This window comes from Sporocytophaga myxococcoides DSM 11118 (assembly GCF_000426725.1).
Taxonomy (GTDB): domain Bacteria; phylum Bacteroidota; class Bacteroidia; order Cytophagales; family Cytophagaceae; genus Sporocytophaga; species Sporocytophaga myxococcoides.
The window spans coordinates 249,010-271,202 of sequence record NZ_AUFX01000010.1; the positions used below are offsets into that span (position 1 = coordinate 249,010).

At 34.4% G+C, this 22,193-nt stretch carries 18 protein-coding genes; 8 read left to right on the top strand and 10 right to left on the bottom strand.

Going from position 1 to position 22,193, the window contains the following annotated elements; all coding sequences use genetic code 11:
• The first annotated feature begins 117 nt into the window (after positions 1–117).
• The gene (locus tag K350_RS0113670; RefSeq protein ID WP_028980394.1) at positions 118–492 is read left to right on the top strand and encodes a hypothetical protein; all 375 of its coding nucleotides are present in this window, start codon (positions 118–120) and stop codon (positions 490–492) included.
• Here K350_RS0113670 and K350_RS0113675 read toward each other — a convergent pair.
• Both K350_RS0113675 and K350_RS0113680 read right to left on the bottom strand, forming a co-directional pair.
• Complete coding sequence (locus K350_RS0113675) at positions 486–1,364, bottom strand: oxygenase MpaB family protein (protein WP_028980395.1); 879 nt, start codon at positions 1,362–1,364, stop codon at positions 486–488. The two genes, K350_RS0113670 and K350_RS0113675, sit on opposite strands and share 7 nt — an antisense overlap.
• 117 nt (positions 1,365–1,481) lie before the next feature.
• Entirely contained in the window at positions 1,482–2,456 is a 975-nt protein-coding gene (locus K350_RS0113680; protein ID WP_028980396.1) for a GlxA family transcriptional regulator, read from the bottom strand.
• 129 nt (positions 2,457–2,585) lie between these two features.
• Here K350_RS0113680 and K350_RS0113685 point away from each other — a divergent pair, with 129 nt between their 5' ends.
• The gene (locus tag K350_RS0113685) at positions 2,586–3,080 is read left to right on the top strand and encodes an SRPBCC family protein (RefSeq protein WP_028980397.1); all 495 of its coding nucleotides are present in this window, start codon (positions 2,586–2,588) and stop codon (positions 3,078–3,080) included.
• 28 nt (positions 3,081–3,108) lie between these two features.
• On the top strand, positions 3,109–3,558 hold the full coding sequence (locus K350_RS0113690) for an SRPBCC family protein (protein WP_028980398.1): 450 nt from the start codon (positions 3,109–3,111) through the stop codon (positions 3,556–3,558).
• 57 nt (positions 3,559–3,615) lie between these two features.
• Here the strand turns inward: K350_RS0113690 and K350_RS0113695 are convergent, their stop codons facing one another.
• On the bottom strand, positions 3,616–4,251 hold the full coding sequence (locus tag K350_RS0113695) for a carbonic anhydrase (RefSeq protein ID WP_037575572.1): 636 nt from the start codon (positions 4,249–4,251) through the stop codon (positions 3,616–3,618).
• 359 nt (positions 4,252–4,610) lie between these two features.
• Between K350_RS0113695 and K350_RS0113700 the strand changes: the two genes are divergently transcribed.
• Positions 4,611–6,245 (top strand): glycoside hydrolase family 5 protein, encoded by a 1,635-nt coding sequence (locus tag K350_RS0113700; protein WP_028980400.1) that lies wholly within the window; start codon positions 4,611–4,613, stop codon positions 6,243–6,245.
• 100 nt (positions 6,246–6,345) lie between these two features.
• On the opposite strand, the gene K350_RS0113705 is transcribed toward K350_RS0113700, so the two are convergent.
• The 4 genes from K350_RS0113705 to K350_RS31220 all read right to left on the bottom strand — a co-directional run bounded on the left by K350_RS0113705 (position 6,346) and on the right by K350_RS31220 (position 9,525).
• On the bottom strand, positions 6,346–7,173 hold the full coding sequence (locus tag K350_RS0113705) for a phosphodiester glycosidase family protein (protein WP_028980401.1): 828 nt from the start codon (positions 7,171–7,173) through the stop codon (positions 6,346–6,348).
• A gap of 165 nt (positions 7,174–7,338) precedes the next feature.
• Positions 7,339–7,575 carry a T9SS type A sorting domain-containing protein gene (locus K350_RS0113710; RefSeq protein WP_028980402.1) on the bottom strand — a complete coding sequence of 79 codons (237 nt, stop codon included), beginning with the start codon at positions 7,573–7,575 and terminating at the stop codon, positions 7,339–7,341.
• A gap of 115 nt (positions 7,576–7,690) precedes the next feature.
• Positions 7,691–8,137, bottom strand: a complete 447-nt coding sequence (locus K350_RS0113715) for an ester cyclase (RefSeq protein WP_028980403.1) — start codon at positions 8,135–8,137, stop codon at positions 7,691–7,693.
• A gap of 200 nt (positions 8,138–8,337) precedes the next feature.
• A complete protein-coding gene (locus K350_RS31220) occupies positions 8,338–9,525 on the bottom strand; it encodes a GAF domain-containing sensor histidine kinase (RefSeq protein ID WP_162144172.1) in 1,188 nt (395 codons plus the stop codon).
• Between the two features lie 568 nt (positions 9,526–10,093).
• On the opposite strand from K350_RS31220, the gene K350_RS0113725 reads away from it, so the two are divergent.
• Positions 10,094–11,614 carry an alginate export family protein gene (locus tag K350_RS0113725; RefSeq protein ID WP_051313133.1) on the top strand — a complete coding sequence of 507 codons (1,521 nt, stop codon included), beginning with the start codon at positions 10,094–10,096 and terminating at the stop codon, positions 11,612–11,614.
• A gap of 316 nt (positions 11,615–11,930) precedes the next feature.
• A complete protein-coding gene (locus K350_RS0113730) occupies positions 11,931–12,674 on the top strand; it encodes a DUF4197 domain-containing protein (RefSeq protein ID WP_028980405.1) in 744 nt (247 codons plus the stop codon).
• A gap of 115 nt (positions 12,675–12,789) precedes the next feature.
• On the opposite strand, the gene lepB is transcribed toward K350_RS0113730, so the two are convergent.
• Positions 12,790–13,932, bottom strand: a complete 1,143-nt coding sequence (lepB, locus tag K350_RS31225) for a signal peptidase I (protein WP_051313135.1) — start codon at positions 13,930–13,932, stop codon at positions 12,790–12,792.
• A 546-nt stretch (positions 13,933–14,478) separates the two neighbouring features.
• Here lepB and K350_RS0113740 point away from each other — a divergent pair.
• Positions 14,479–15,876 (top strand): FAD-binding oxidoreductase, encoded by a 1,398-nt coding sequence (locus K350_RS0113740; protein ID WP_028980406.1) that lies wholly within the window; start codon positions 14,479–14,481, stop codon positions 15,874–15,876.
• A gap of 386 nt (positions 15,877–16,262) precedes the next feature.
• Entirely contained in the window at positions 16,263–20,171 is a 3,909-nt protein-coding gene (locus tag K350_RS0113745) for a T9SS type A sorting domain-containing protein (RefSeq protein WP_028980407.1), read from the top strand.
• Positions 20,172–20,388: 217 nt separating this feature from the next.
• Here K350_RS0113745 and K350_RS0113750 read toward each other — a convergent pair whose 3' ends face one another.
• Both K350_RS0113750 and K350_RS0113755 read right to left on the bottom strand, forming a co-directional pair.
• Positions 20,389–20,940 (bottom strand): OB-fold protein, encoded by a 552-nt coding sequence (locus K350_RS0113750; RefSeq protein WP_028980408.1) that lies wholly within the window; start codon positions 20,938–20,940, stop codon positions 20,389–20,391.
• A gap of 105 nt (positions 20,941–21,045) precedes the next feature.
• On the bottom strand, positions 21,046–22,125 hold the full coding sequence (locus K350_RS0113755) for a DKNYY domain-containing protein (protein WP_156027040.1): 1,080 nt from the start codon (positions 22,123–22,125) through the stop codon (positions 21,046–21,048).
• Between the last annotated feature and the right edge of the window lie 68 nt (positions 22,126–22,193).

Consider the following 22,193-nt stretch of genomic DNA (forward strand, 5'->3'; position numbering starts at 1 on the left):
TTGAATAAATTTTCAGTTATTTAAAATATAGGTGAGTTTTAAAGTTACTGTAGATTAATTATTTAGATTAAGTAAGAAAATAAAGAACAACCTTACATTTCAATCTCAGTATTAAAAATGAGAATTAATAAAAATATTTTTTTTCTATTACTGCTTTTTGCACCTACCATGTATTCCTGTGATGCTATGCTCTCGTTGAAATATATAGTGTGCAACCAGTCTGGCCATTCTTTCAAATTGAAAATTCATAACTACAAAACTGGTAGATTTGATTTTATAAAAGACACTACTATAGTCTTAGGTTCCGGAGATGAAATGATGGTTACAAGTAAAGAGAAAATAGGCTTTCCCTGGGAGACTAAAAAGATCTTCAACGAAAACCCAGGCGTTGATAACTTCGAATTGATATGCAATGACTCTGTCATTCCAATTGACAAAGGACCCAGCAAGTGGAAATACAAGCGTGGCAGAAGTTTTTTCTATATTTATTGATCGATGACTGTATCTGCTTTGCTCTGATTTTTATAGTGAACCCCTAATTCATCGATCTTATATCCTTGCGGATAGGAATCAACAGTCCTTCCGGTTCTTAATACAGGCTTTCTTCTTGCAGGAGTGAATCGAAGAAAAATCTTTCTTAAATTCATACCAGTATTAACCAAACCAACAATAACTGGTGATGGTTTCTTTAGCTTCAATGCATTCAGCAATGGTTCATCCATCAATGCATACATAAATGGCCTGCACATTCCCCACATAAACTTAGGAAAGAACCAACCCAACATAAGATTAACAGTTGCATCAGCAACCTTTCTTCCTCCCTCTGTATATCCGAAGTTTGTTTTTTCATATGCAATGTTCATTTCAAGCATCGCTTCAAAGCTTTCAGGAATATCCTTTATACCCATCCTTACTCCTATTTCGTACCAGATCTTATGTCCGGCAATATTTTCATGACTTGTAGCTTTCCTGTATCCAAACCTCTGATTCCATCTGTATGGCTCCATTACAAAAGTAGAGAGCACATAGCGCATATCATCATTTGATATTTTAAAACGGCCATGCATGCCATTTACACGGCTCAGAGCTGCTTTACCTCTTTCACTATCATATCCGTGTTCAATAATCTCACTTAACAGCAAATCTGTATCATCGTAACGCTTTTGAGTCCTGTGCTCAAACTCTCCGGTATAATTAAGCAAATTCCCTATAGCTGGCACAGCAAATGTTCTGAACAGGGCAAACTCCAATGCTCTGGTATTATCCCATGGAAAATCATAAAAAGAATTCAGGTGAACGATCTTCAAATGATCCTTAATCGGATCAAGAGCTAATATCTGTTTGAGTATTTTTTTGCGGTTCATTTATATATTATAAAAGCAAATGCAAATTCATTGTATTAATAAAATTTATCTCTCAATCTATTACATAGAGGTAAACTGAGGGACAAGGAGAATTAAACGATTTCTTACTCATAACTCTCAAGCTACACTCTTATTATATTTATTCCTGTAATCAGCCGGAGACAAGCCTGTAATCTTCTTAAATACTTCTCTGAAAGCTTTATCATCGGCATATCCAACATCAGTCATAATTTCATAAATCGATTTTCGCCCTCTTTCAAGTTCTTTTTTAGCTGCTTCTACTTTTACTCTTTGAAGATACTCAACCGGTGTATTCCCTGTTGCTTTAATAAACCTTCTGTCAAAACTTCTCCTACTGATCGCCAGCTCTGACGCAAGATTTTCAAAAGAAATTTTCGTATCTATATTCTCTTCTATATAAGTCTGAGCCTTACCAATCAGTTCATCTCCATGACTTTTTTGTATGTTAAAAATAGTAAAATGAGATTGGGCAGTCCGTTCCATATCTATCTGAAAAACCTTTGAACAATAGACAGCTACTGACCTGTCAAAGATCTTCTCTACAAGATAAAGTATGAGATTTAAAAAGGAATAGGCACCACCATTGGTATAGATGCCATTTTCCTCAGTAATGATTTTATCTTCTGCAATTTTTATTTCAGGAAACATTCTTCTGAACTCTTCTATTTTATTCCAATGAATAGAACAGTTTTTCCCATTCAGAAGTCCTGTCGCCGCAAGCAAAAAGGCACCGGAACAAATACTGGCAATTTCAGCGCCATTTTGATATTGCTTGTATATCCAGTCAATAAGCATTTTATTGTCACTAACTACCTTTTGAAAATCGTCTATGAGAGAAGGGATAATCACAAGGTCTGTACTTTTAACATTCCTGATATCAATGGGATGAATAGCTAAATAATTTCCATGAGCTTTCAGTTCTGTCATGAACCCTGCAATATGAATATCAAGTCTTGATTCGTTGCCGGCCTTTTGCCAGTAGTCATTCGCTCTTCGAAGGATCTCGAAAGCTCCTCCTATACTGTTCAGATTTACTCCGCAATCCGGAACAACTATCGTTATGTTTTTCATATTTCTTATATCCAATATAAGTAAAATAGTCCAAATTAACCATGTATGAAGTCCATTTTGACCTTACCAAAACAAATCGTCCTGTATTAGATTTGTCTTAAATGTCATTCAATTCCAAAACATAAAAATATGGATACTCCCGATTTTACAACAAGTATACTGGTAAATCAATCTCCGTCTGAGGTATATAATGCCGTTAATAATGTCCGCGGTTGGTGGTCAGAAGAAATTGAAGGAAGTACGAACAAGCTCAATGATGTATTTATGTATCATTACAAGGATGTACACATTAGCAAAATGAAATTAATTGAGGTTATTCCAAACCAGAAAATCGTATGGCTTGTATTAGAAAACCATTTCAATTTTACCAAAGATAACAGCGAATGGAAGGATACTAATATCAGTTTTGAGATCACCAAAAAAGGTAATCAGACTGAACTCAAATTTACTCATATTGGCTTAACCTCTCACTATGAATGCTACGAAATATGTCAGGAAGCCTGGGGCAATTATATTCAGAATAGCCTTCGGAAACTTATAGAAACAGGCAAAGGCGAACCCAATCCTAAAGAAGGAGGCTTCAATGGTGAAATAGTAAAAAAGTGGAAACTACAATCTAATTGAGTTTTATATAACTGCCAATAAGATTATCATGGAAAATCAAAGTTACACAACTGCCATCCTAGTAAATAAATCATTAAAGAAAGCATTTGAAGCGGTCAACAATGTACGTGGATGGTGGACCGAAAACATCGAAGGCAATACACAAAAATTAAATGATGAGTTTGTAGTTAGATTTGGAGAGGTACATTACTCAAAACAGAAATTAACAGAGTTTATTCCTGATACTAAAGTAGTCTGGCTTGTCACAGATAGTAAGCTGAGTTTTGTGCAGGACCAGCAGGAATGGACTAATACAAGGATTATTTTTGAACTCTCTGAATTGAACGGACAGACACTTGTTCGATTCACTCATCTTGGTTTGGTTCCGGAATATGAATGCCATGAAGCCTGCACAGGTGCATGGAGCGGATATATACATAATAGCCTGAAAGAGCTAATTGAAACGGGTGAAGGAAAGCCAGAGCCGGAGGCTGTGTAGACCTTTTCAAATGACTTTTAATCTAATAAAAGTTAACCGCATAAATGCAGTTAACTTTTATTCAATTTCATATTTAAAGATCGGATGAACTGCATCAATTGTACTTTCTGCATGAATCATCTCATGAATCAATCCTTCTTTCATACCATAAACCCAACCGTGGACTTTAAGCGTCTTTTGCTCCAATGCAATTTGCACAACTTTAGTTTTGCACAAGTTCTTTACCTGCTCCACAACATTGATTTCAACCAAACGATTAACCCTTTCTTCTTTAGTAGGTAATGCTTCAAGCTCGTCTATATTGTTAACATAAATTTCCTTGATATTCCGGAGCCAGTTGTCGACATATCCGTAAGCAATATTATCCATAGATGATTGTATACCTCCACAGCCATAATGCCCGCATAAAATAATATGTTTTACTTTCAGAAATTTAACTGCATATTCAAGAACACTAAGTAGGTTAAGATCCGTGTGAATAACCATATTGGCAATGTTCCTGTGCACAAATATTTCACCTGGAATAGCTCCGGTAATCACCTCACATGGAACCCTGCTATCAGAACATCCTATCCATAGGTATTCAGGTTTCTGAACTTTGCTTAACTTTTCAAAATAGTTTGCATCCTTTTCTAATTGTTCAGCTGCCCATTTTCTGTTTCCTTCAAGTAATTTATTATAACTTTTAATCATATGCAGATAGATTGAATAATATTGGTATTGGAGTTTCAATTTATGACTAATCAACGAATAAATTAAGACTTAAAACAAAATAAATAAACAATCCACTGAAAACCGGACAGATAAAGCATCCTTTATAAATAGTATATCAACTATGATCAGATGAAATTCACCAAAAAATCATTCACAAATACAAAATTTGATAGTAAAGAACTGAGTTGACAAAAATAATCATTTCTATTCTCCTGAAATCACTAAAAATCCTTTTGGATTTCCTCTTAATGTCTTTTTGTAAACTAGTTTTTGCTTTTTGCAAAATGCATACCTCTAAAAACTAAGACATTGCCTGCAAGAAATCAAAAACAACATTTATGAAAAATCATTTATTATTCATTACCTTTTTTCTGTTTGTGCATCTTTGCAATGCTCAACTTCCATTGTTAACAACTGAAAATACCTATTTTTTAAAATCCTCTAACAGAGAAAAGATTATCCTGAAAGGAATCGGCGTATCCAACAACTCCTGGGGCTTTTATGAATGGCCGGTCTCCGATTCTCTGGAAAAAGCCGGAGTAAGCCCATTAATCCGGCCAAAAGAAATGAAGCCATTTGTATTTTCTTCAGAAGACATTGATCGCATTAGCCAATTAGATGCAAATGTGATACGCTATTGTTTTAATCACGATCTTTTTCACCCGAGCAACTTAAAACGTTCATCTAATATGGCACTTATGAGAAGTCATATTTCTCAATTGGCACAAAAAGGTAAGTATACCATTGTTTGCATGCAATTTTGTCCAGGGATTGATGTCCATATAGAAACATACGAAAGAAATAAACCTCCGAGAGCGCGTATTCAATCTGTTTTTGAAAGTGATTCTGTTTTCAGACTTTGGAGAGATATCTGGCAATATGTGGCGAACGAACTTAGAGATCTTGATGCTGTTGCAGCATATGAACTCATCAGCGAACCCAAAAGACCGGCTTTGTCAGATGCCAGTGAACAAAAACTTGTCCAATCTTATGTTGAAGTCATTGACAGCATTAGAGCTAAAGATCCCCGACACATTGTGATGGTACCAGAATTTAACAGCAGGGAGGCTACCCCCGGAGAACAATACTGGAATGAAGTTTTGAGAAGTTATGTAGAGGATCAGGGAGAACAAGGCACAATTTGGGGAAGGAACTGGCTTGCATTGCCAGATAATATAACAAACCTAGCCTATGTTGCACATATATATTCCCCATACGAATTTACGACAGGAAAAACATTCAATACTTTCAATATTTCAGAACTGCAAACGATTATTGACGCATCCGCAAAATGGGCATACAATAAAGACAAGCCTCTTTATGTTTCTGAATATGGTGTAAATTATTTCCATACTATAGGTGGCTCTGATGATAAAAGAATTGAATATCTCAAAACCATACATGACAGCTTTGATAAAGATCATATATCTGCAACAATATGGCAGTATAAGGATCTCATTACTCCATGGGTAAAGATGGATGAAACCTTCGGCATATGGCAACATTATTATGACATGAGTACAATTAAAAAAATCACGAATAACAAGGTGGAATACTCAGATATGCAAGCGCAACAAGCTGCGATCAACTCACTTATAGATCCTACACTCAATCAATATTTTATTGAAAACGAAAAGTTCAAACAGGTATCCATTGTGGGTAATCAATCTTTATTTGATGAATTGAACAGATATTATAATACTATAACTCTTGGTGTCAAAGAAAACAATCAGCCTCAATCCCCTACTATCAGCTCAGATAAAGAAAACTTATATTTCAGAAATTTACCCGAGTATCTGCAGCAAATGTCAGTATCTGTATATGATCTGGATGGTAAATTGCTATTGAACAAAAATCTGATTAGCAATAATGGCTCTTTCTATACGCCGATCCATTCGTTCAGAAACAGCAAGTTTGTTATTGTTAAATATGGGCCAAATGAAGAATGGTCTGGAAAGGTAATTTTACATTAATAAAATTTTGTCAATACAAAAGGGCCTCGATATTCGAGGCTTTTTGTATTGACAAATTCTTTCTATTATAATTTAGGTTAATCACAATAGCATAATTTCCTTACTTCTTTCTTTGTATTCCTATAATATTAGGGATATTCCAATACTCCTTATTATTATCATTTTCATTAAATCCAGATTCATAGCTTCCGCATTTCTCTATACTTGATAATGGATGATTCAAATAAAATGATGCTTCTGGCCCACCTTCAAGATACATTAGCCTTTTCAATTGAATTGGCATTGCAAGAAGATGGTCAATAAAATCATGTACCCGATATGGTGATCTTACAAAAATAAAAAGCATATTTCCTGATCTATCCTCACCAATCAATACCATGCTCCATCTTTTTTCTTGCAATTGCCATGTATTTTTTGTTTCACAATTAACCATACGAATGCCTTGAGAAAAGCTATTATATTTTGTCTTAAGCTTATTCCAGTCCTGACAGGTCATGTCTATAATTTGTGCCTCAGGAACTGATGTATCTTTAGCATTAAAAGCTACAATATTTTTGTAGGCTTTATTTAGCAAGGGGTTATTCACATACTGAAAGTTTTTCATATAACCGGTACAGGTTTTAAAATCATCTTCCAGCTTAAACATACCTGCGTTAACAGCTGCTATAAGATCATTATCTTTTGCCAAATCACTTATCTTTTTGCTTTCATTTTTTTTCTCTCCCGCGCAAATTAATTTAAACTGAAAATAATCAGGATCGATCTTTAAGATATCAACTTTTGAATCTCCGGCTATCGATTTATCGGTCAAAATAACTGAAGCATAATAAAGACCATGTTCCAGTTGCTTCCATTCGATGTTGACTTTGTGAAATGAAGTTCCTACGATACAAATTATTGCAGATAGGATAAATATTCTAAATTTCATGACTGGTAATTTAAATTCATTGATATTAATTTGACCTGTTCATGTTAAAGGTCTTAATATTTTAAGCAAAAATAAAAAAGACTTGTCTTTCAACAAGTCTTATATATATATATATATATATATATATATATATATATATAATTGATTATTCAACAGAAACTGATTTTACCTCTTAACAACTTTCAATCCCGCAACTTCAGATCCATCAACAATCTTAACCATATATAATCCTGGTTTATCCAGGTCTTTAACAGTAATATCATCACCATTGCTTGTAGTTGAGTATACAGCAGTACCATTGACATCATAAATTACAACTTGCGTCAAACGTCCGGGAGATACCTGAATTTTTAATTCATCGTTAAATGGATTTGGATATAAGTTAAAAAAACTCAGCTCCATTATCAATGTATATAACAGCCATCGAAAGACTACTATGAATAGTGTCCTTGCTTATTTTTTAAATTTTGATTTAAAAATATCCTGCAGGATATTAATATTGCAGGATATTCAACCATCAGACTTTGGAAGGCACTTCAACTCCTATTTGCTTAAGAAAACCTGGTATTCCACCTCCTGGAACTTTTTCAACAGTTACGGTAAGAATCTTATCTCCCTTGAAAGTGAGTGTCAAATTCTCTTTAGGGTTAAATAACACTTTGTTTGTAGGTTGAATAGCAGGTTGCCCTTTTATAAAGCTAGGCATTTCTTTTGTAAAAGTACCTCCAACCTTAGCTGTACAATTCACCACATTTCCGCTTTCGATTATATCAGAAAGGTTAAATTTAAAATCAGGAAGTCCGGTTGAAAGTTGTTTATGAAAAGCCAACCAATCATCACTTCCCATAGGCTGCGGAGGAGCACCTACTATTTTAAAATCAGGTGCCAAAAAGCTTTTGGCTTTTGTATAATCACCTTTCTCAATCGTTGTAAATAAATTTTTCACAATTTCTATCTTTTCCATATTATGGATGTTTTTTTAAAAAAAACGACTTAGAAATATGAATTGTTGATGATTTGGAATACCTCAAGATCTTAAGGAATCATCAATACTTCCTTAAGGGAGAATCATTTGGGGTACAAACAAATATTTGTTTTGTAAAAAAATAAATATATAAAAATGAGAAAAAACATATACCGGAATATTGAGAAGAGATTACCACACTAGCTTCCTGCTTGTGAAACAGACCTGGATAAATCTTCCTGATTTACATACAATTCATTTCGAAGGTAAATGGTAATAGTTGTTCCTATATATTCTTTACTATCAAGTAATATCTCACCATTAAGGTGCTTGATGATATGACTCACTAGATATAACCCAAGTCCGCTTCCATTAGATTTTTCAGTTCCCCTGAAAAACATCTTGAATACATTTAGCTGAACTTCCTCTGGGATACCGATACCGTTATCCGAAATCACAATCTTAACCTTATCTTGAACCTCTGAAATCAATATTTTAATAAATGGCTTCTTAACACCTTCACTCCTATATTTGATAGCATTATCTAAAAGATTATGAAAGAGAGTGGTCAGTAAAGGTTTATTGCTTACAAATTTACTTTTAACAGAAATATCTTTTTCAAATGTTATATGCTCATATCCATTAATATTTTCAAGTGATTTAATTGCCTCGCTAACTAACTTTTCAAATGCTACAGGTGTATTGATCTTTTCTTCTTTGCGGATGCTTATTGTGTCTACCAGTGCCTTTAATATGTCATCCAGGCTTTCAGCCTGAAGACCTATACGGTCATAAAATTCTTTAACTGAAGCAGGATCTTCTATATTCGTAATGTTCATCAATCCAAGAATCCTTGCTATTGGCCCTCTAATATCATGAGACAACTTATAGATAAATGTCTCGAGCTCATTAAATGCATAAAAATTTTCAATTGATACTGAAGTAATATCGGCAAGAGCTTGTAACAGACGAACCTGTTCCGAAGAAGGTGAACATTGATTGGCCCAATAATTACCTATGGCTCCTATTGGATTAACCGTTCTGATGGGAACCATTACAAGACTCCGGACAAAAGTTGGTTTATAAAGTTCAAGGGGAATGCGATTGTCCGAATAAATATCTTCAATCACTATTGGTCTACGATGCATCATTACCATTCCACTTATACAGGATGACATAGGAAATCGCTGGCCTTTCCACAATGGACTTATAGCATCTTCATCTGCATAATAGCATAAGTCATGCTCTCTTAAAATGAAAGTAGCTCCGTCTGCTCCTGTTAGCTGTCTTGCTGTTTTTCGCACAACAGACATGATTGAATTAAGATCTCGTGCTAATGATAATTGTTGTACTGTATCTACCAATAATTGTAATTGTTCCCCAGTCATTTTACCAATCATTTTAGAAAAAAAACCAAAATCATTATCTGAAGAAAACAAAAATTACGAATAAATCAAAAGGCCAACACCCAAAAAACATCGACAGAACAATAAATCATACAAACGAACAAATATAATCTCCCTAATATTGTTATATTTTTATCATTCTTACTCCGTAAAAATCCTTAGGAAAATTTCCTCTTAATTACCTAATTGGCAGGTGTTTATTAAGGAAGATAAATTAAATTAAATATACTAACCTCTATGTCCATTTCATGGCCCATTCTCAATATCTGATACTTTACCAAACTTAATTTTACTTATAATTTAAAGCTACTACCCAGAATCGTTAGATACTGATCAAACTTCTGATTACATATACTTAGTTTGTCAATGTTCTTGTTCTTAAAGTCATTCTTTCAAATTATCAAACATAACAAAACGAGACTAGTTAAGTCCTGAGAACCATGTTTCTTGAGAATCAGTAAAAAATTGACCAAACTTAACTTCTGATTTAATAGAATTTATATATTTTTGAAAACTAACAATGAAGGGACGATTAGAGATTAAATAAATTATGTCAACTTTTAAGACTGCTTTAAGGCTGAATGTATTTGCATGCCAAGGAATTATTTTTTTATTGTTATTGCTATCTGCTTTCATTTCAGAGGCTCAAGACTCAACTCAAGTACAAAAGGATACTACAGCTAAGAAATCTTACTATGTAGAAGCGGGTTCATACGGAACTAAAAGGGACCCAACTCCTCCGGAATATACCCGGCAGTTTAATAAAACAGGAATCAAAGGAGTTGAAAAAATAAGTTGGCTTGATGTAGGTCTGGATAACAGAACTCGTTTTGAATATAGACAAGATGATATAAGAAGACCATTTCTTGCAACCGATTATCCTATTCTTTTCAGGACTCGCGCATATGTTGGCATAAAGGATGTATTGGATCCATTCAGGTTTGCTTTTGAGATGAGCGATGCATTCAGAGTGCACAGTAAATTCCCCCGGGATAACAGGGATTTTAACAGAGTTGAGCCTATTTCAATATATGCTGAATTACATTTTAAAAAAGCCTTAGGAAAAGATCCATACGGAAACAACAGACCCGCATTTATACGATTCGGAAGACAGAATTTTGAATTTTTGGATAGGAGATTGATTGGCTCAAACCAATGGCGCAATACCACCAATACATTTACTGGTTTTAGAGCTGCATTAGGACAAGATAAAAACGACTGGCAGATAGATTTGCTTGCATTAAAGCCATTAGTAAGGCTTATGACCGAACTAGATACTGCGGATCATCAAACTCAATTTGGAGCTGCAATATTTCACTGGAGAAAATGGTCGAAAATTATCACAATCGAACCATATTTACTGTATTTAAGACAAAAACCTAACTCTCAGGATACGATTCGCGATCGCCGCATTTATAACATTGGAACAAGGGTTTATGGATGGGTGACAAAGGAAATAAATTACGATGTATCTTACAACCAACAATTAGGTACAGATAACCATAAAAAGCAAAGAGCATACGCAATTACTGCTGAAATCGGATATAAATTTCAATATGGATGGAAACCCCGATTCAGTTTATTTTATGGCTATGCAAGCGGGGACAGATATCCGAATGACGATGTAAATAACAGGTTTGAACGCTTCTATGGATTTGCAAGACCTTGGTCTGCCGATGACTATGTTGTTATGGAAAATATAATCGCGCCAAAGGCAAGAGTTGAGTTTGAACCGGGAAAAAAATTAAAGTTTGATTTTTCTTACAGCTTCTATTGGCTTGCCAGCAGGACAGACAGATTCAATAACTTATTCAACGTTCCAACTAACCCAGATGCTCCTAACCGTGATAAAACAGGGCAGAGCGGAGTATACCTGGGGCACGGTCCGGATGGGCGTGTAAGGTTTGAGGTTCTAAAATTTATCAAAACTGCAATAGGATACTCTCATTATTATAACGGAACCTTCGTTAAAAACCGGCAAGTGGTTGCCTACAATAATTCAACATTGGGATCAAATTTCTTTTACATAGAAACCATGGTAAACTTCTTTGACATCTTCAAGAAGTGGTGATATTTCTATCTTTATTCGTCATCAAAGTACTACTATTGTTTTGATGACGAATTATTACTTTTAATGCATACACCTCATTTCTTTACAGAATGTCAATGTTAAGAACTGTAAGAACAAATTATATTGTAACCGCCCTCCCTCTCTTAACCGCTAATTACCAACCCACTCGCTCGAAACACTCTTAGTCTTAAAATTCAATTCATTTTATAAAATAAGTTATATTTGCACTCACCTAATTGGCGAAATTACGTATAACGTTTCACTACTTAGATTAAAAGAGTTTTTTGATCTGAATTAACACCAATCCCTAATACATATGATAAAAAAATTAAGTCTACTTTTCTTAATCGCTGGAAGCATCTTCATGACTTCTTGTGAAGACCTTGGCATAGATCCTTCTCTATCTCAGGACGAGGTCGTTGAAGGCTTAAAAGAGGCCTTGAGAGTAGGAACAGATACCTCTGTGACCATGCTAAACAAAACAGATGGATACTTCAAAGATCAGGCAGTTAAAATATTACTTCCTCCTGAAATTCTAATGATACAGAACAATCTTAATGCACTGGGTATATCTGCAGTCACTCAGCCTCTAATCGACCAATTAGTTTTAAAGATTAACAGATCAGCTGAAGATGCAGCTTCAGAAGCAAAACCTATTTTTGTCAATGCAATCACCAACATGACAATTACGGATGGTTTAAGCATATTGAATGGAAGTGATTCTTCTGCCACATCATATTTGAGAACAAATACTTATTCCGATTTAAAAGGTCTCTTTGCTCCAAAAATTGATAACTCTTTAAATAAACCTCTTGTAGGGAATGTTTCGGCGGCTTCTACTTACAAGCAAATTGTAGACAAATACAATGAAGCTGCTAATTTATATAATCAAATTCCGTTTGGAACTAAGTACAATATTGTTAATCCATCTTTAGGTGACTATGTTACAGGCAAGGCCCTATCAGGCTTATTTATTAAGGTTGCAGATGAAGAAAAAGCTATAAGAACAGATCCTGTAGCACGAGTGACAGACATTCTGAAGAAAGTATTCACCAAATAGATATTTCTTTTCTAAATAAAAAAACCTGAAGAGTTATCTTCAGTTTTTTTTATTATATTCAATATCAGAAGACCTCGCTATGCTTCGAAAACTGTCAGTTTGTTAATCTCCAATCTTAATTTACCTCTTTGCCTATCCGATTAAAGGTCTTTCCCCAGTATAGATACATAGCTTTTCCTTTCAATAGTTCTTCTGGAAGTAGCCCCCAATATCTTGAGTCAAGGGAGTTATGCCTGTTATCCCCCATCATGAAAAAGTAATTTTCTTTAAATTCATATGAATTTATCAGGGCTCCATTTACTATAAGTCCATCATCTAACCTTTCTACAGTTCCATTTTCATACTCAATACATTTTAAGTATAGATCAATAGTTTCCTTTGTTATCCAAATCTTATCACCTCTTTTCGGTATATATATTGGACCAAAAAAATCCACATTCCAATTAAAGTTTTCGGATTGTGGATATATTCTATTCTCGGCTTCTCCTTGCGGAGTGAGTGCTAGAGAAAATTCCTTGATAAATGTAGATTGTTTAAAACCATCAGCCTGCTTATCATCCAAAAGAAAGATATACTTATTCTGAGATACATGGTAATAATCGTCTTTATCAATATCGTATTTGTCCAGAAGGGCTGCATTGATTTCTGAGCCATCGGTGACAATATAGTACCTCAACTTAATTGAAACATCTTCCAATCTGCCTCCATTAATAAAAACATTACTGTTTTTTATTTGCAGATTTTCACCAGGCAAACCTATACATCTCTGAATATAATAAGTTTTTAAATCATCCGGAAATAAAAACACTGCCACATCTTTCCGGTTGATTGATTTTGTATTCCTGACAGCAACTCTATCACCAACCTGTAATGCTGGTTCCATCTGAGGAGTCGGTATAACCATTAGATTTATAGGCAACATATCCCTTTTCCCTATTATAATGGAATCAATAAAGACTATATGTAAAATAAATATAATAACATAGACATACCATTTATCATATTTTGTCTTCTCATACACTCTGTCCTTTCTAACATCAGTGTAGCCCGATAGAATTAGATAAAAATAGTAGCAAACTACTAAAGTCATTGAAAAAAGAAATAGAAAAAAATTATAAGCTATTGAGCGTCCAGTGATAGCTACAATAAGGCCTAAAATATAAAGCAATAATCCCTTCCTTAACTTTCTGCCATAACAATTTCCTAACCCGGGTACTAGAATATTCAATACCAAACCTAACCACTTATTTTTTTTCATATAATTAAATCTTCTATGCAATTACCCATCTTCATCGGGACTAACTATAAAAAATCATTCTCCAAAAGTTATTAAGCTTTAAGAATATTGATATTATAAAATTTACCGAGTGCGGTGTTTTATACAAAGATAAAAAAATATTTGTCACCCTTAACTCCCTCTCTTTTTAGTAGTTTAATTATAAAATATTATTCACATATATTATTACTCTTGATGAAGCTTTCTAGCAATTATTATTTAAAAAAAATAAAAAAATTTGAATTTATATTTTAAAAAAGCTTAAAAATAACCGGATTACACATGCAAAAACATGATAAAGGATTTTATGATATTAGTATTCTCTTCTCTTCAATTTGTTATAAACAACTTCCGATTATACTAAACTTACCGATAACTAGCTGTAGTTGCAAAACACAATTTAAAGTGAGAACAAATTACTATTAGCAATGTTCTTAAATTAGAGAAAGTAAACCAATGATAATAAAGCCATTAATGTAATAATTCAGCCTTTATTATTCTTCTCTATTAAATTTAACTATCTAAAACATGAATATAGATAAATCTTTGATATTAGATTTTCAGTCTGGATTAAGAGGTAAACTAATTTTACCAGGTGATGTTGATTATGAGAATGCTCGTAAAGTTTATAACGGAATGATCAGCAAAAAACCTGCAATGATTGTAATGTGTGCAGACGTAGCTGACGTTATTCACTGTGTAAATTTTGCAAGGGAAAACAATATACTTCTAGCAGTCAGAAGTGGTGGACATAATGCGGGAGGATTAGGGATATGCGATAATGGGTTAGTGATTGATCTGTCTCTTCTAAAATATACTAAGATTGATCCTGCAGCTAAAACGGTAATTGTCGGAGCAGGCTGCACATGGGGAGATGTCGACCATGCTACTCAAATTTTCGGACTTGCCTGCCCTTCAGGGATTATTTCTACAACAGGTGTAGGAGGACTCACACTTGGAGGTGGCATCGGACATCTAACCCGTCACTATGGACTTACTATTGATAATTTATTATCAATAGATCTTGTAAAGGCAGATGGAACTTTTATAACTGCTGATGAAAAGCAAAACCAGGATTTGTTCTGGGCAATAAGAGGTGGTGGTGGCAATTTTGGAGTAGTTACAGCATTCAAATTTAAATTAAATCCTGTCAATGTTGTTTTCGGAGGGCCAGTATTGTGGGACCTGAGTGATGCAGATGAAGTATTGAAATGGTACCGAAAATTTATTTTGCAGGCGCCTGATGAATTAAATGGATTTTTTAATTTCATTACTGTTCCTCCTGTAGCACCCTTTCCAGAAAGCCTTCATATGAAAAAAATGTGTGGGATAGTCTGGAATTATACGGGTCCATTGGCGAAAGCAGAAGAAATATTCAAGCCTATAAGGAATTTCAGAAAACCAGCTCTTGACCTAACCGGTCCTATGCCTTATGCAGCTTTACAAACCATGTTTGATGATCTATATCCAACGGGTTATCAATGGTACTGGAGGGCAGATTTCATAAAAGAGATACCTGATGAAGCTGTTGAAATTCATAAAAAATTTGCGGCAAAGCTTCCAACTTTGCATTCCACAATGCATTTATACCCGATAAATGGTGCAGCATCACGTGTAAGTAAAAAAGATACCGCTTGGACGTTCAGAGATGCAAACTGGTCTATGGTAATTGTTGGCGTGGACCCTGATCCTTCCAATAAGGAAAAAATCACCAAGTGGACCAAAGAATATTGGGATGCATTGCATCCATATTCTGCAGGTGCCGCTTATGTTAATTTTATGATGGATGAAGGAGATGACCGTGTTAAAGCTACCTATGGCGATAATTATAAAAAACTTGTGGAAGTAAAAAATAAGTATGATCCTGAAAATTTATTCAGGGTAAATCAAAATATAATACCTTCTGTACAGAAAGTAAAGGCCTAAGTTTAATAATTGTAAAATAAAATGACTGTATAGCAATTTTTTACAAAGGTTAAAGAAGGTCTCGATACACCGAGACCTTCTATTTTGATTTAGATGAATGTTGTAGCATCCAGAATAACTGATATGCAAGTCAGTTCTCTTCTTTTTGCTAAGCTCTAAGTAGTCATCAATAATCTATAAGGCATTACACAAATCAAATAAACATATCCAATTTTATATTTTTTAATTTCTAACTGATCTTTCAAAGTTTATCGTAGATAAGCCCTCACTTAAAAACAAATCGAAACACAATAAAAAAATCACGACTCTTCTTTTTTTACTAATTAAATATCTCGTACTTAATACTTTAATTTATTTTTAATTTTTAAACCGCTAAATCACAGTACATGCAAACGAAAAACTTTTACACAACCAACAAGCTCTATTTTTATTTAGTCAAAAACTTTAAATACTTTTTACTAAATACACTTGCTTTAATCCTTTCTTCACAATTGTCTGCCGCTACTTATTATGTAGCAAGCAACGGAAATGATTCGAACGATGGGCAGTCCACTTCTACTCCATGGAAAACAATTGCAGGATTAAACCAAAAAACATTTTCTCCAAATGATGTCGTCTTGTTCAGGACAGGTGACACATTCTATGGAAAAATAAATTTAAAATCAGGAGTTACATACTCGTCCTACGGAAGCGGACCCGTTCCCATAATTTCAGGTGCAGTCCCAATTACAGGCTGGACACCTTATGGATCGCAAGGTGTTTACAAAGTAAAATTAACCGACTCTTTAGCTGTAAGAAATCTTTTTGTAAACTCTCAGCAAATGACCATAGCTCGGTATCCAGATTCAGGTTTTCTTTATGCAAATCATGGGAATGGCAAGATCGGATTTTCAGATCCAGAACTACCTTCAGGAACTAACTGGGTTGGGGCTAATATTAGAATTGCAACACTTAATTATTTATATGAAACAAAAAAAGTTACCAGTTACAATTCTGGCAATATTGTTTTCAACACAATCTCTATAGAGAACATTGCAGATTCTACCGCTTACTTTGTTGATAACAAACTAAGCCTACTGGATAAAGCAGGAGAATGGTTTTATAACCCGCTAGACTCCACAGTATATTTATATCCTCCTGTTGGCATAGATATTAATAACTGCATTATTGAAGGTGCTGTATATGACTATGGTTTTTCATGTGAAGCATGTGCGAATGCTACTATTAAAAATTTAAAAATAGTAAAGCAAAGACTGGATGGTATTTCAATTAGAAATTCATCAAGCACAGTTTCGAACAATATCAAAATTGAGAATACCTTTTTTGCTAATCAGTTAAGAAATGGGATTTCCATTCAGGGAACCAATATGAATATAACCAAAGATACTCTGGAGAACATTAATGGCAAAGGAATAGAGATTACAAATTGTACTTCATCTTCTATTACATCAAATGCTCTTAAGAATATAGGATTGATTCCAGGATATGGCACCAGCGGATATAATGGGGCAACAGGAATTGCGACCCAGGACGTAAACTTAATTACCATCAGCAAAAACAACATCAGTTATACTGGCTACAATGGGATACGTTGCGATGGCACCAATATTACAGTTGAAAAAAACAATATATCTTATCCACTGATCACTTGTACTGATGGCGGAGGGATTTACACTTGGGGTACTTATTCTCATCAGATAATTATCAAAAACAACTTTATCAGTTATCCACAAGGGTTTGACAATGGCGCCCCCGGAGGGCTTGCAGTAGGAATTTATGTAGACAACTATGCGAGTTATGTAGATGTACTTAATAACACCATTATCGAATCAAACAAATCCGGAATATTCCTTAATGCCGGAGTATACAACTGTAATGTTAAAGGCAACATATCATATGGCAATAAGCTGAACCAGTTTCGAATATCAGATTATATAGATACTTTAGCAACCTATGGAAACAAAGTCTATAAAAATACTTTTTATTCCATTGATCAAAATGCGACAGGACTTTTGGAAAACCACTATTTTGAAGGGAGAGATTTAGCCGTGACAGATTCCAATTTCTATTGCAATCCTTATTCTGATTATGTTTTAAGCATTTTTAAAGAAGCGACTTCATCCACTTCCAACTACTCAATAAACCAATGGAAAACGCTCACTTCAGAAGATGTGACCAGCAAGACAAGTTTTGCACAACTTGATAATTGTGGGGTAGTTTCTATTACAGAATCTAATTTAATTACCAATGGAAATTTTAACTCCAATATTCTGGGGTGGCGAAAACATAATTCTGCAACTACTATTCAATATACAACAGGCCAATTGGATGGAGGATCATTAAAATTCACTTCAACAGATGTAAATCCTCAAAATAATGTTATGGCTATAAGCCCTCAGTTTGCAATAACAAAAGATCAGTATTACTTACTAACCTTTTCTGTCAAATCATCAGGACCATGCAATATAGAGGCAATCATAAGACAAGATAATGGAGTTACATACGATGAATATTTTGCAAAGAAATTTTACATTGACAATAACAGAAAAGACATAAGACAAATTGTAAAAATCTCTAGCTCAGATTCAAAAGTACGACTGGATTTCCAGATATATGCACCAGATCATGAATTCTGGATTGACAACGTTCAACTTGTACCTATAAATGCCTCTTGCATGGATCCAAAGGATCAATCCAAACTGTTTACCAATACAACAGACAATACTGTTAATGTCAGTCTTGGCGGAAATACATACAGAGACCTGAACGGAAACATTGTTAAAGGAACTGTTGCACTGGAGCCATGGTATTCTAAGGTGCTTGTATTAGAAAGAATACCCTCAGTATCTATTGTAACTCCGATTTTGAACGCTGAATACTCTGCTCCAGCATCCATTACAATTGAAGCGAATGCATCAGTGGTGGATGCCAGCATTTCAAGGGTGGAGATTTTCCTGGGAGCTGTCAAGATCGGAGATTTCACAACACCTCCTTACAGGGTAACATGGTCAAATGTCGTTTTAGGCAATTATTCAATAACCGCAAAGGCTACTGATTCAAGAGGGATGATGTCTGTATCAGCTCCTGTGTTGATCAGAGTTAACAGCGCTCCTTCTTTCACTGAAGCAGAAAACAATTATGCCATAGTAACCGACGCAGGAACAAACTCTGCAATCGGAATTACATCCTGCCCTACCGGATTAAGTAATAACGCGGCTGTTAAGCTTTACGATAAAAATGATAAAATACAATTCAATTTCACGACAAGTGAAGCTGGAATGTATAAAATATCCGTGCGTTTAAGAACTGGTGATTCAAGAGGAAGTACAGTTCTTGCAAACTCTTATGCTTATACAATTAACGGAATCTCGAAGACATTTACACTTGACGCGATTTCAGTATCTGCTTCATCGACCTGCTTGGGAACATCCTATTGGGGGAAAGTAATATCACCGGTTATGTACCTTCAACAGGGAGTAAATTATTTTACTGTTGAATCGCTTACCTCCTGGACTGGAGTTGATAATTTCGAAGTCGTGTTTACTCCTCATAAATATGAGGCCGAAAGCCATTTTCAGATTATTTCCGATCTAGGCACCAATTCAATTTTATCATATACTTGTCCTGGCACAACTCTTAGTAACCTTGCTGCAATAAGAACTTTTGATTTGAATGATAAATTCGGTATCAACTTTTATGTATCAGAAAATGCAACTTATAAAATAATTGCCAGATTAAGATCCGGAGATGCAACAGGCCCGTCTACATTCGGCAACGGATATGCATTTACACTTGATAATGCCGCTCAAACGTTCACTCTTAATTTCGCCAGTATTTCAGCTCTATCAACAACATGTCTGGGGCAATCTTACTGGGGAAATTTCCAGTCAGGTGACCTATCTTTAACATCAGGAAATCATTACTTATCTCTTGATGCAATCAAAACCTGGGGAAGCGGAGATTATATTGAAATTGTAAAAACAAACGCAGGAAGCACCAGAGCTGATATTGAAGTGAGTGATGCTACTGGGTTAACCTCCAGTCCAATCCTGAATATCTACCCAAATCCTGTTAAAAATGAATTTATGATAGATTTCAATTCATCTTATGAAAGTATTGCTACCATTGAGCTTCTCGATATTTTTGGGAGAATGGTTATGAAAGATGAGAAAGCTGTCATTTCAGGATTAAACAATTATGTTATGAGCGTTAAAGATATAAAAACTGGCTTTTATCTCGTTTCTATTTCTCAAAACGATCATCGGATTATTAAAAAGATATATGTAGAGGAATAAATATTCAGATATATCATATAAAAGCATAAAAGAGCCCACAGCAGAACATTGCGGTGGGCTCTTCATCTTAATCAATTTCAAAATTTGACAATCTGTGCTTCTGAAATATCTAATCTGATAACATTAATTAACTTGATGAATATCCGGGAATTTCAAAATGACAACCTTCATATGTTTAAAAATTTTCCGACCAAAAGAAACAATTCGGAAACCAGATTTATTTTAATGTATCAAGAACACAACCTTGCAAGGACAGAATATAACCTATTGCTTTTTTGGTGCTATCTGCCTGAGTGGAAGAAATTACACTTATATGTTCCAGTTTTCCCTTAACAGTTATTTTTGCTTCTTCCTTAACCCCTGCTAGTTCTCTCCTATACTCTTTTGGAAATGTAGCACTTAAGGAATAACCGGGCTTTTTATTTTTGATTTTATTTCCTACTTTAAAAAAGATATTACTTGTATTAATATCACTTTCAATCCGATTGACCAGCCAATTTACTATGTATGGAAGTGAATCTTTTCTATTAAATTTAATAGTATCTAATTGTTCAAATAGGCCCACTGTCCCATTAATAGAAAGAACCTTCCCAATATACGTTTCAGATGCAGCGGCACTATCTTTGGAAAAGTTATTAAGAAGGGAATCTGCACTTATTGAAATTACTTCTTCAGAAGCTATTACTTCTTTCTGTATTTCTGATTGTTCTTTTAAGTTGCATGCTGTTATTAAAAAAATTAAAGAAAAGATTAATATATTTTTTTTCATCTCAAAAGTAGTTTATAGTAAATATACTTACTATCCTTAAATCCAGCAAAAAAGAATGATGAATGGCTTGGAAAATATCTATTAATGATTCGGAAATTCGTTTTATCATCTTACAATTTTGCCAGCCAAATAAAAATTCAAACCATCTGTTGCATCAGATTTTGTTGAAGCATCATATCCTACTGAGAAATTGTCCGGATTGGCCCCGGCCAGATAAATCAGAGTTCTCTTATTGTTTTTGTTATAGCCGTAGTAATAGACGTTATGCTTATCCTTGGCATAATATCTATCAAGAAGATGGAATGTTTCTACATCTGCTTCTTCAACCTTTACAAGAGGCTCCTGATGACCATAGAAAGGAAGATATACATGATTTATATCTTTGCAAAATACATGGTCTCCATCCTGAACAACACTAAAACTCGATAAATCTAGAGGAATGTTAACAGCCTTATTAAAGATGAATAAACTTGTCTCATCCGTTGTTATTATATCATTAAGCAACCTGAATTTATCAGGCTTCGCCCCTGACAATATATTATTTCCAAAGTAAACGTGATTTATGTCCTTTCCATAGATTCCATGCAGATATTGAAAAGTTTCAGCATCACATCCCTCCATCTTTTTTGCATTGTAATAAACATTAGCTTTATCCTTCCAGAATACAGCTGTCAAGTTCCCTGACTGTTCCGCATTCGTGTCTATCATTGGTGCAAAAGTCAATGGATCTGCGTCCTTCACTATATTACCCATGTAAAAAACATGATTATAATCTTTTGCATAATGTGAACCGCCTGCTATAATTGTAAATGATCTCGGATCAGCTTTGGAAATTTTATGTCCATCAAAAAATACAACAGAATCATTCTTGAAATAACCGTTATTCTTTATCCCCTTTCCCAGATTAATGAGCATTCTTGGAATACCGTATAATAAAATAATTCCTCCGGAAATGATAAAGAAAGTGATAAGCCAGGCACTTACATTCATTCCCCAAAAGCTAAGATCCATTAGCTTAAGAATTGCAAAAATTATAACGGGATAACTCATTATGGCAGTTGCAAATAACAAGGATGATCTGCTATCTCTAAAACCAGTAGCCGCAATCATCATGGGAGACATCATAAGAATGACCGGCCACGGAATCAAAATGATAGTAATAAGGATATTTATAGTTGTATGCACAGTTATTTAGATTTGAAGTTTAACTAGTAATTAATATGATCAAATGAAATATGACTTTAAGGCCTCCC

What these genes read in the sequence shown, in the direction of transcription:
- K350_RS0113670 (WP_028980394.1), top strand. Translation starts at nt 118, where the DNA reads ATGAGAATTAATAAAAATATTTTTTTTCTATTACTGCTTTTTGCACCT.
- K350_RS0113675 (WP_028980395.1), bottom strand. Translation starts at nt 1,364, where the DNA reads ATGAACCGCAAAAAAATACTCAAACAGATATTAGCTCTTGATCCGATT.
- K350_RS0113680 (WP_028980396.1), bottom strand. Translation starts at nt 2,456, where the DNA reads ATGAAAAACATAACGATAGTTGTTCCGGATTGCGGAGTAAATCTGAAC.
- K350_RS0113685 (WP_028980397.1), top strand. Translation starts at nt 2,586, where the DNA reads ATGGATACTCCCGATTTTACAACAAGTATACTGGTAAATCAATCTCCG.
- K350_RS0113690 (WP_028980398.1), top strand. Translation starts at nt 3,109, where the DNA reads ATGGAAAATCAAAGTTACACAACTGCCATCCTAGTAAATAAATCATTA.
- K350_RS0113695 (WP_037575572.1), bottom strand. Translation starts at nt 4,251, where the DNA reads ATGATTAAAAGTTATAATAAATTACTTGAAGGAAACAGAAAATGGGCA.
- K350_RS0113700 (WP_028980400.1), top strand. Translation starts at nt 4,611, where the DNA reads ATGAAAAATCATTTATTATTCATTACCTTTTTTCTGTTTGTGCATCTT.
- K350_RS0113705 (WP_028980401.1), bottom strand. Translation starts at nt 7,173, where the DNA reads ATGAAATTTAGAATATTTATCCTATCTGCAATAATTTGTATCGTAGGA.
- K350_RS0113710 (WP_028980402.1), bottom strand. Translation starts at nt 7,575, where the DNA reads ATGGAGCTGAGTTTTTTTAACTTATATCCAAATCCATTTAACGATGAA.
- K350_RS0113715 (WP_028980403.1), bottom strand. Translation starts at nt 8,137, where the DNA reads ATGGAAAAGATAGAAATTGTGAAAAATTTATTTACAACGATTGAGAAA.
- K350_RS31220 (WP_162144172.1), bottom strand. Translation starts at nt 9,525, where the DNA reads ATGACTGGGGAACAATTACAATTATTGGTAGATACAGTACAACAATTA.
- K350_RS0113725 (WP_051313133.1), top strand. Translation starts at nt 10,094, where the DNA reads ATGTCAACTTTTAAGACTGCTTTAAGGCTGAATGTATTTGCATGCCAA.
- K350_RS0113730 (WP_028980405.1), top strand. Translation starts at nt 11,931, where the DNA reads ATGATAAAAAAATTAAGTCTACTTTTCTTAATCGCTGGAAGCATCTTC.
- lepB (WP_051313135.1), bottom strand. Translation starts at nt 13,932, where the DNA reads ATGAAAAAAAATAAGTGGTTAGGTTTGGTATTGAATATTCTAGTACCC.
- K350_RS0113740 (WP_028980406.1), top strand. Translation starts at nt 14,479, where the DNA reads ATGAATATAGATAAATCTTTGATATTAGATTTTCAGTCTGGATTAAGA.
- K350_RS0113745 (WP_028980407.1), top strand. Translation starts at nt 16,263, where the DNA reads ATGCAAACGAAAAACTTTTACACAACCAACAAGCTCTATTTTTATTTA.
- K350_RS0113750 (WP_028980408.1), bottom strand. Translation starts at nt 20,940, where the DNA reads ATGAAAAAAAATATATTAATCTTTTCTTTAATTTTTTTAATAACAGCA.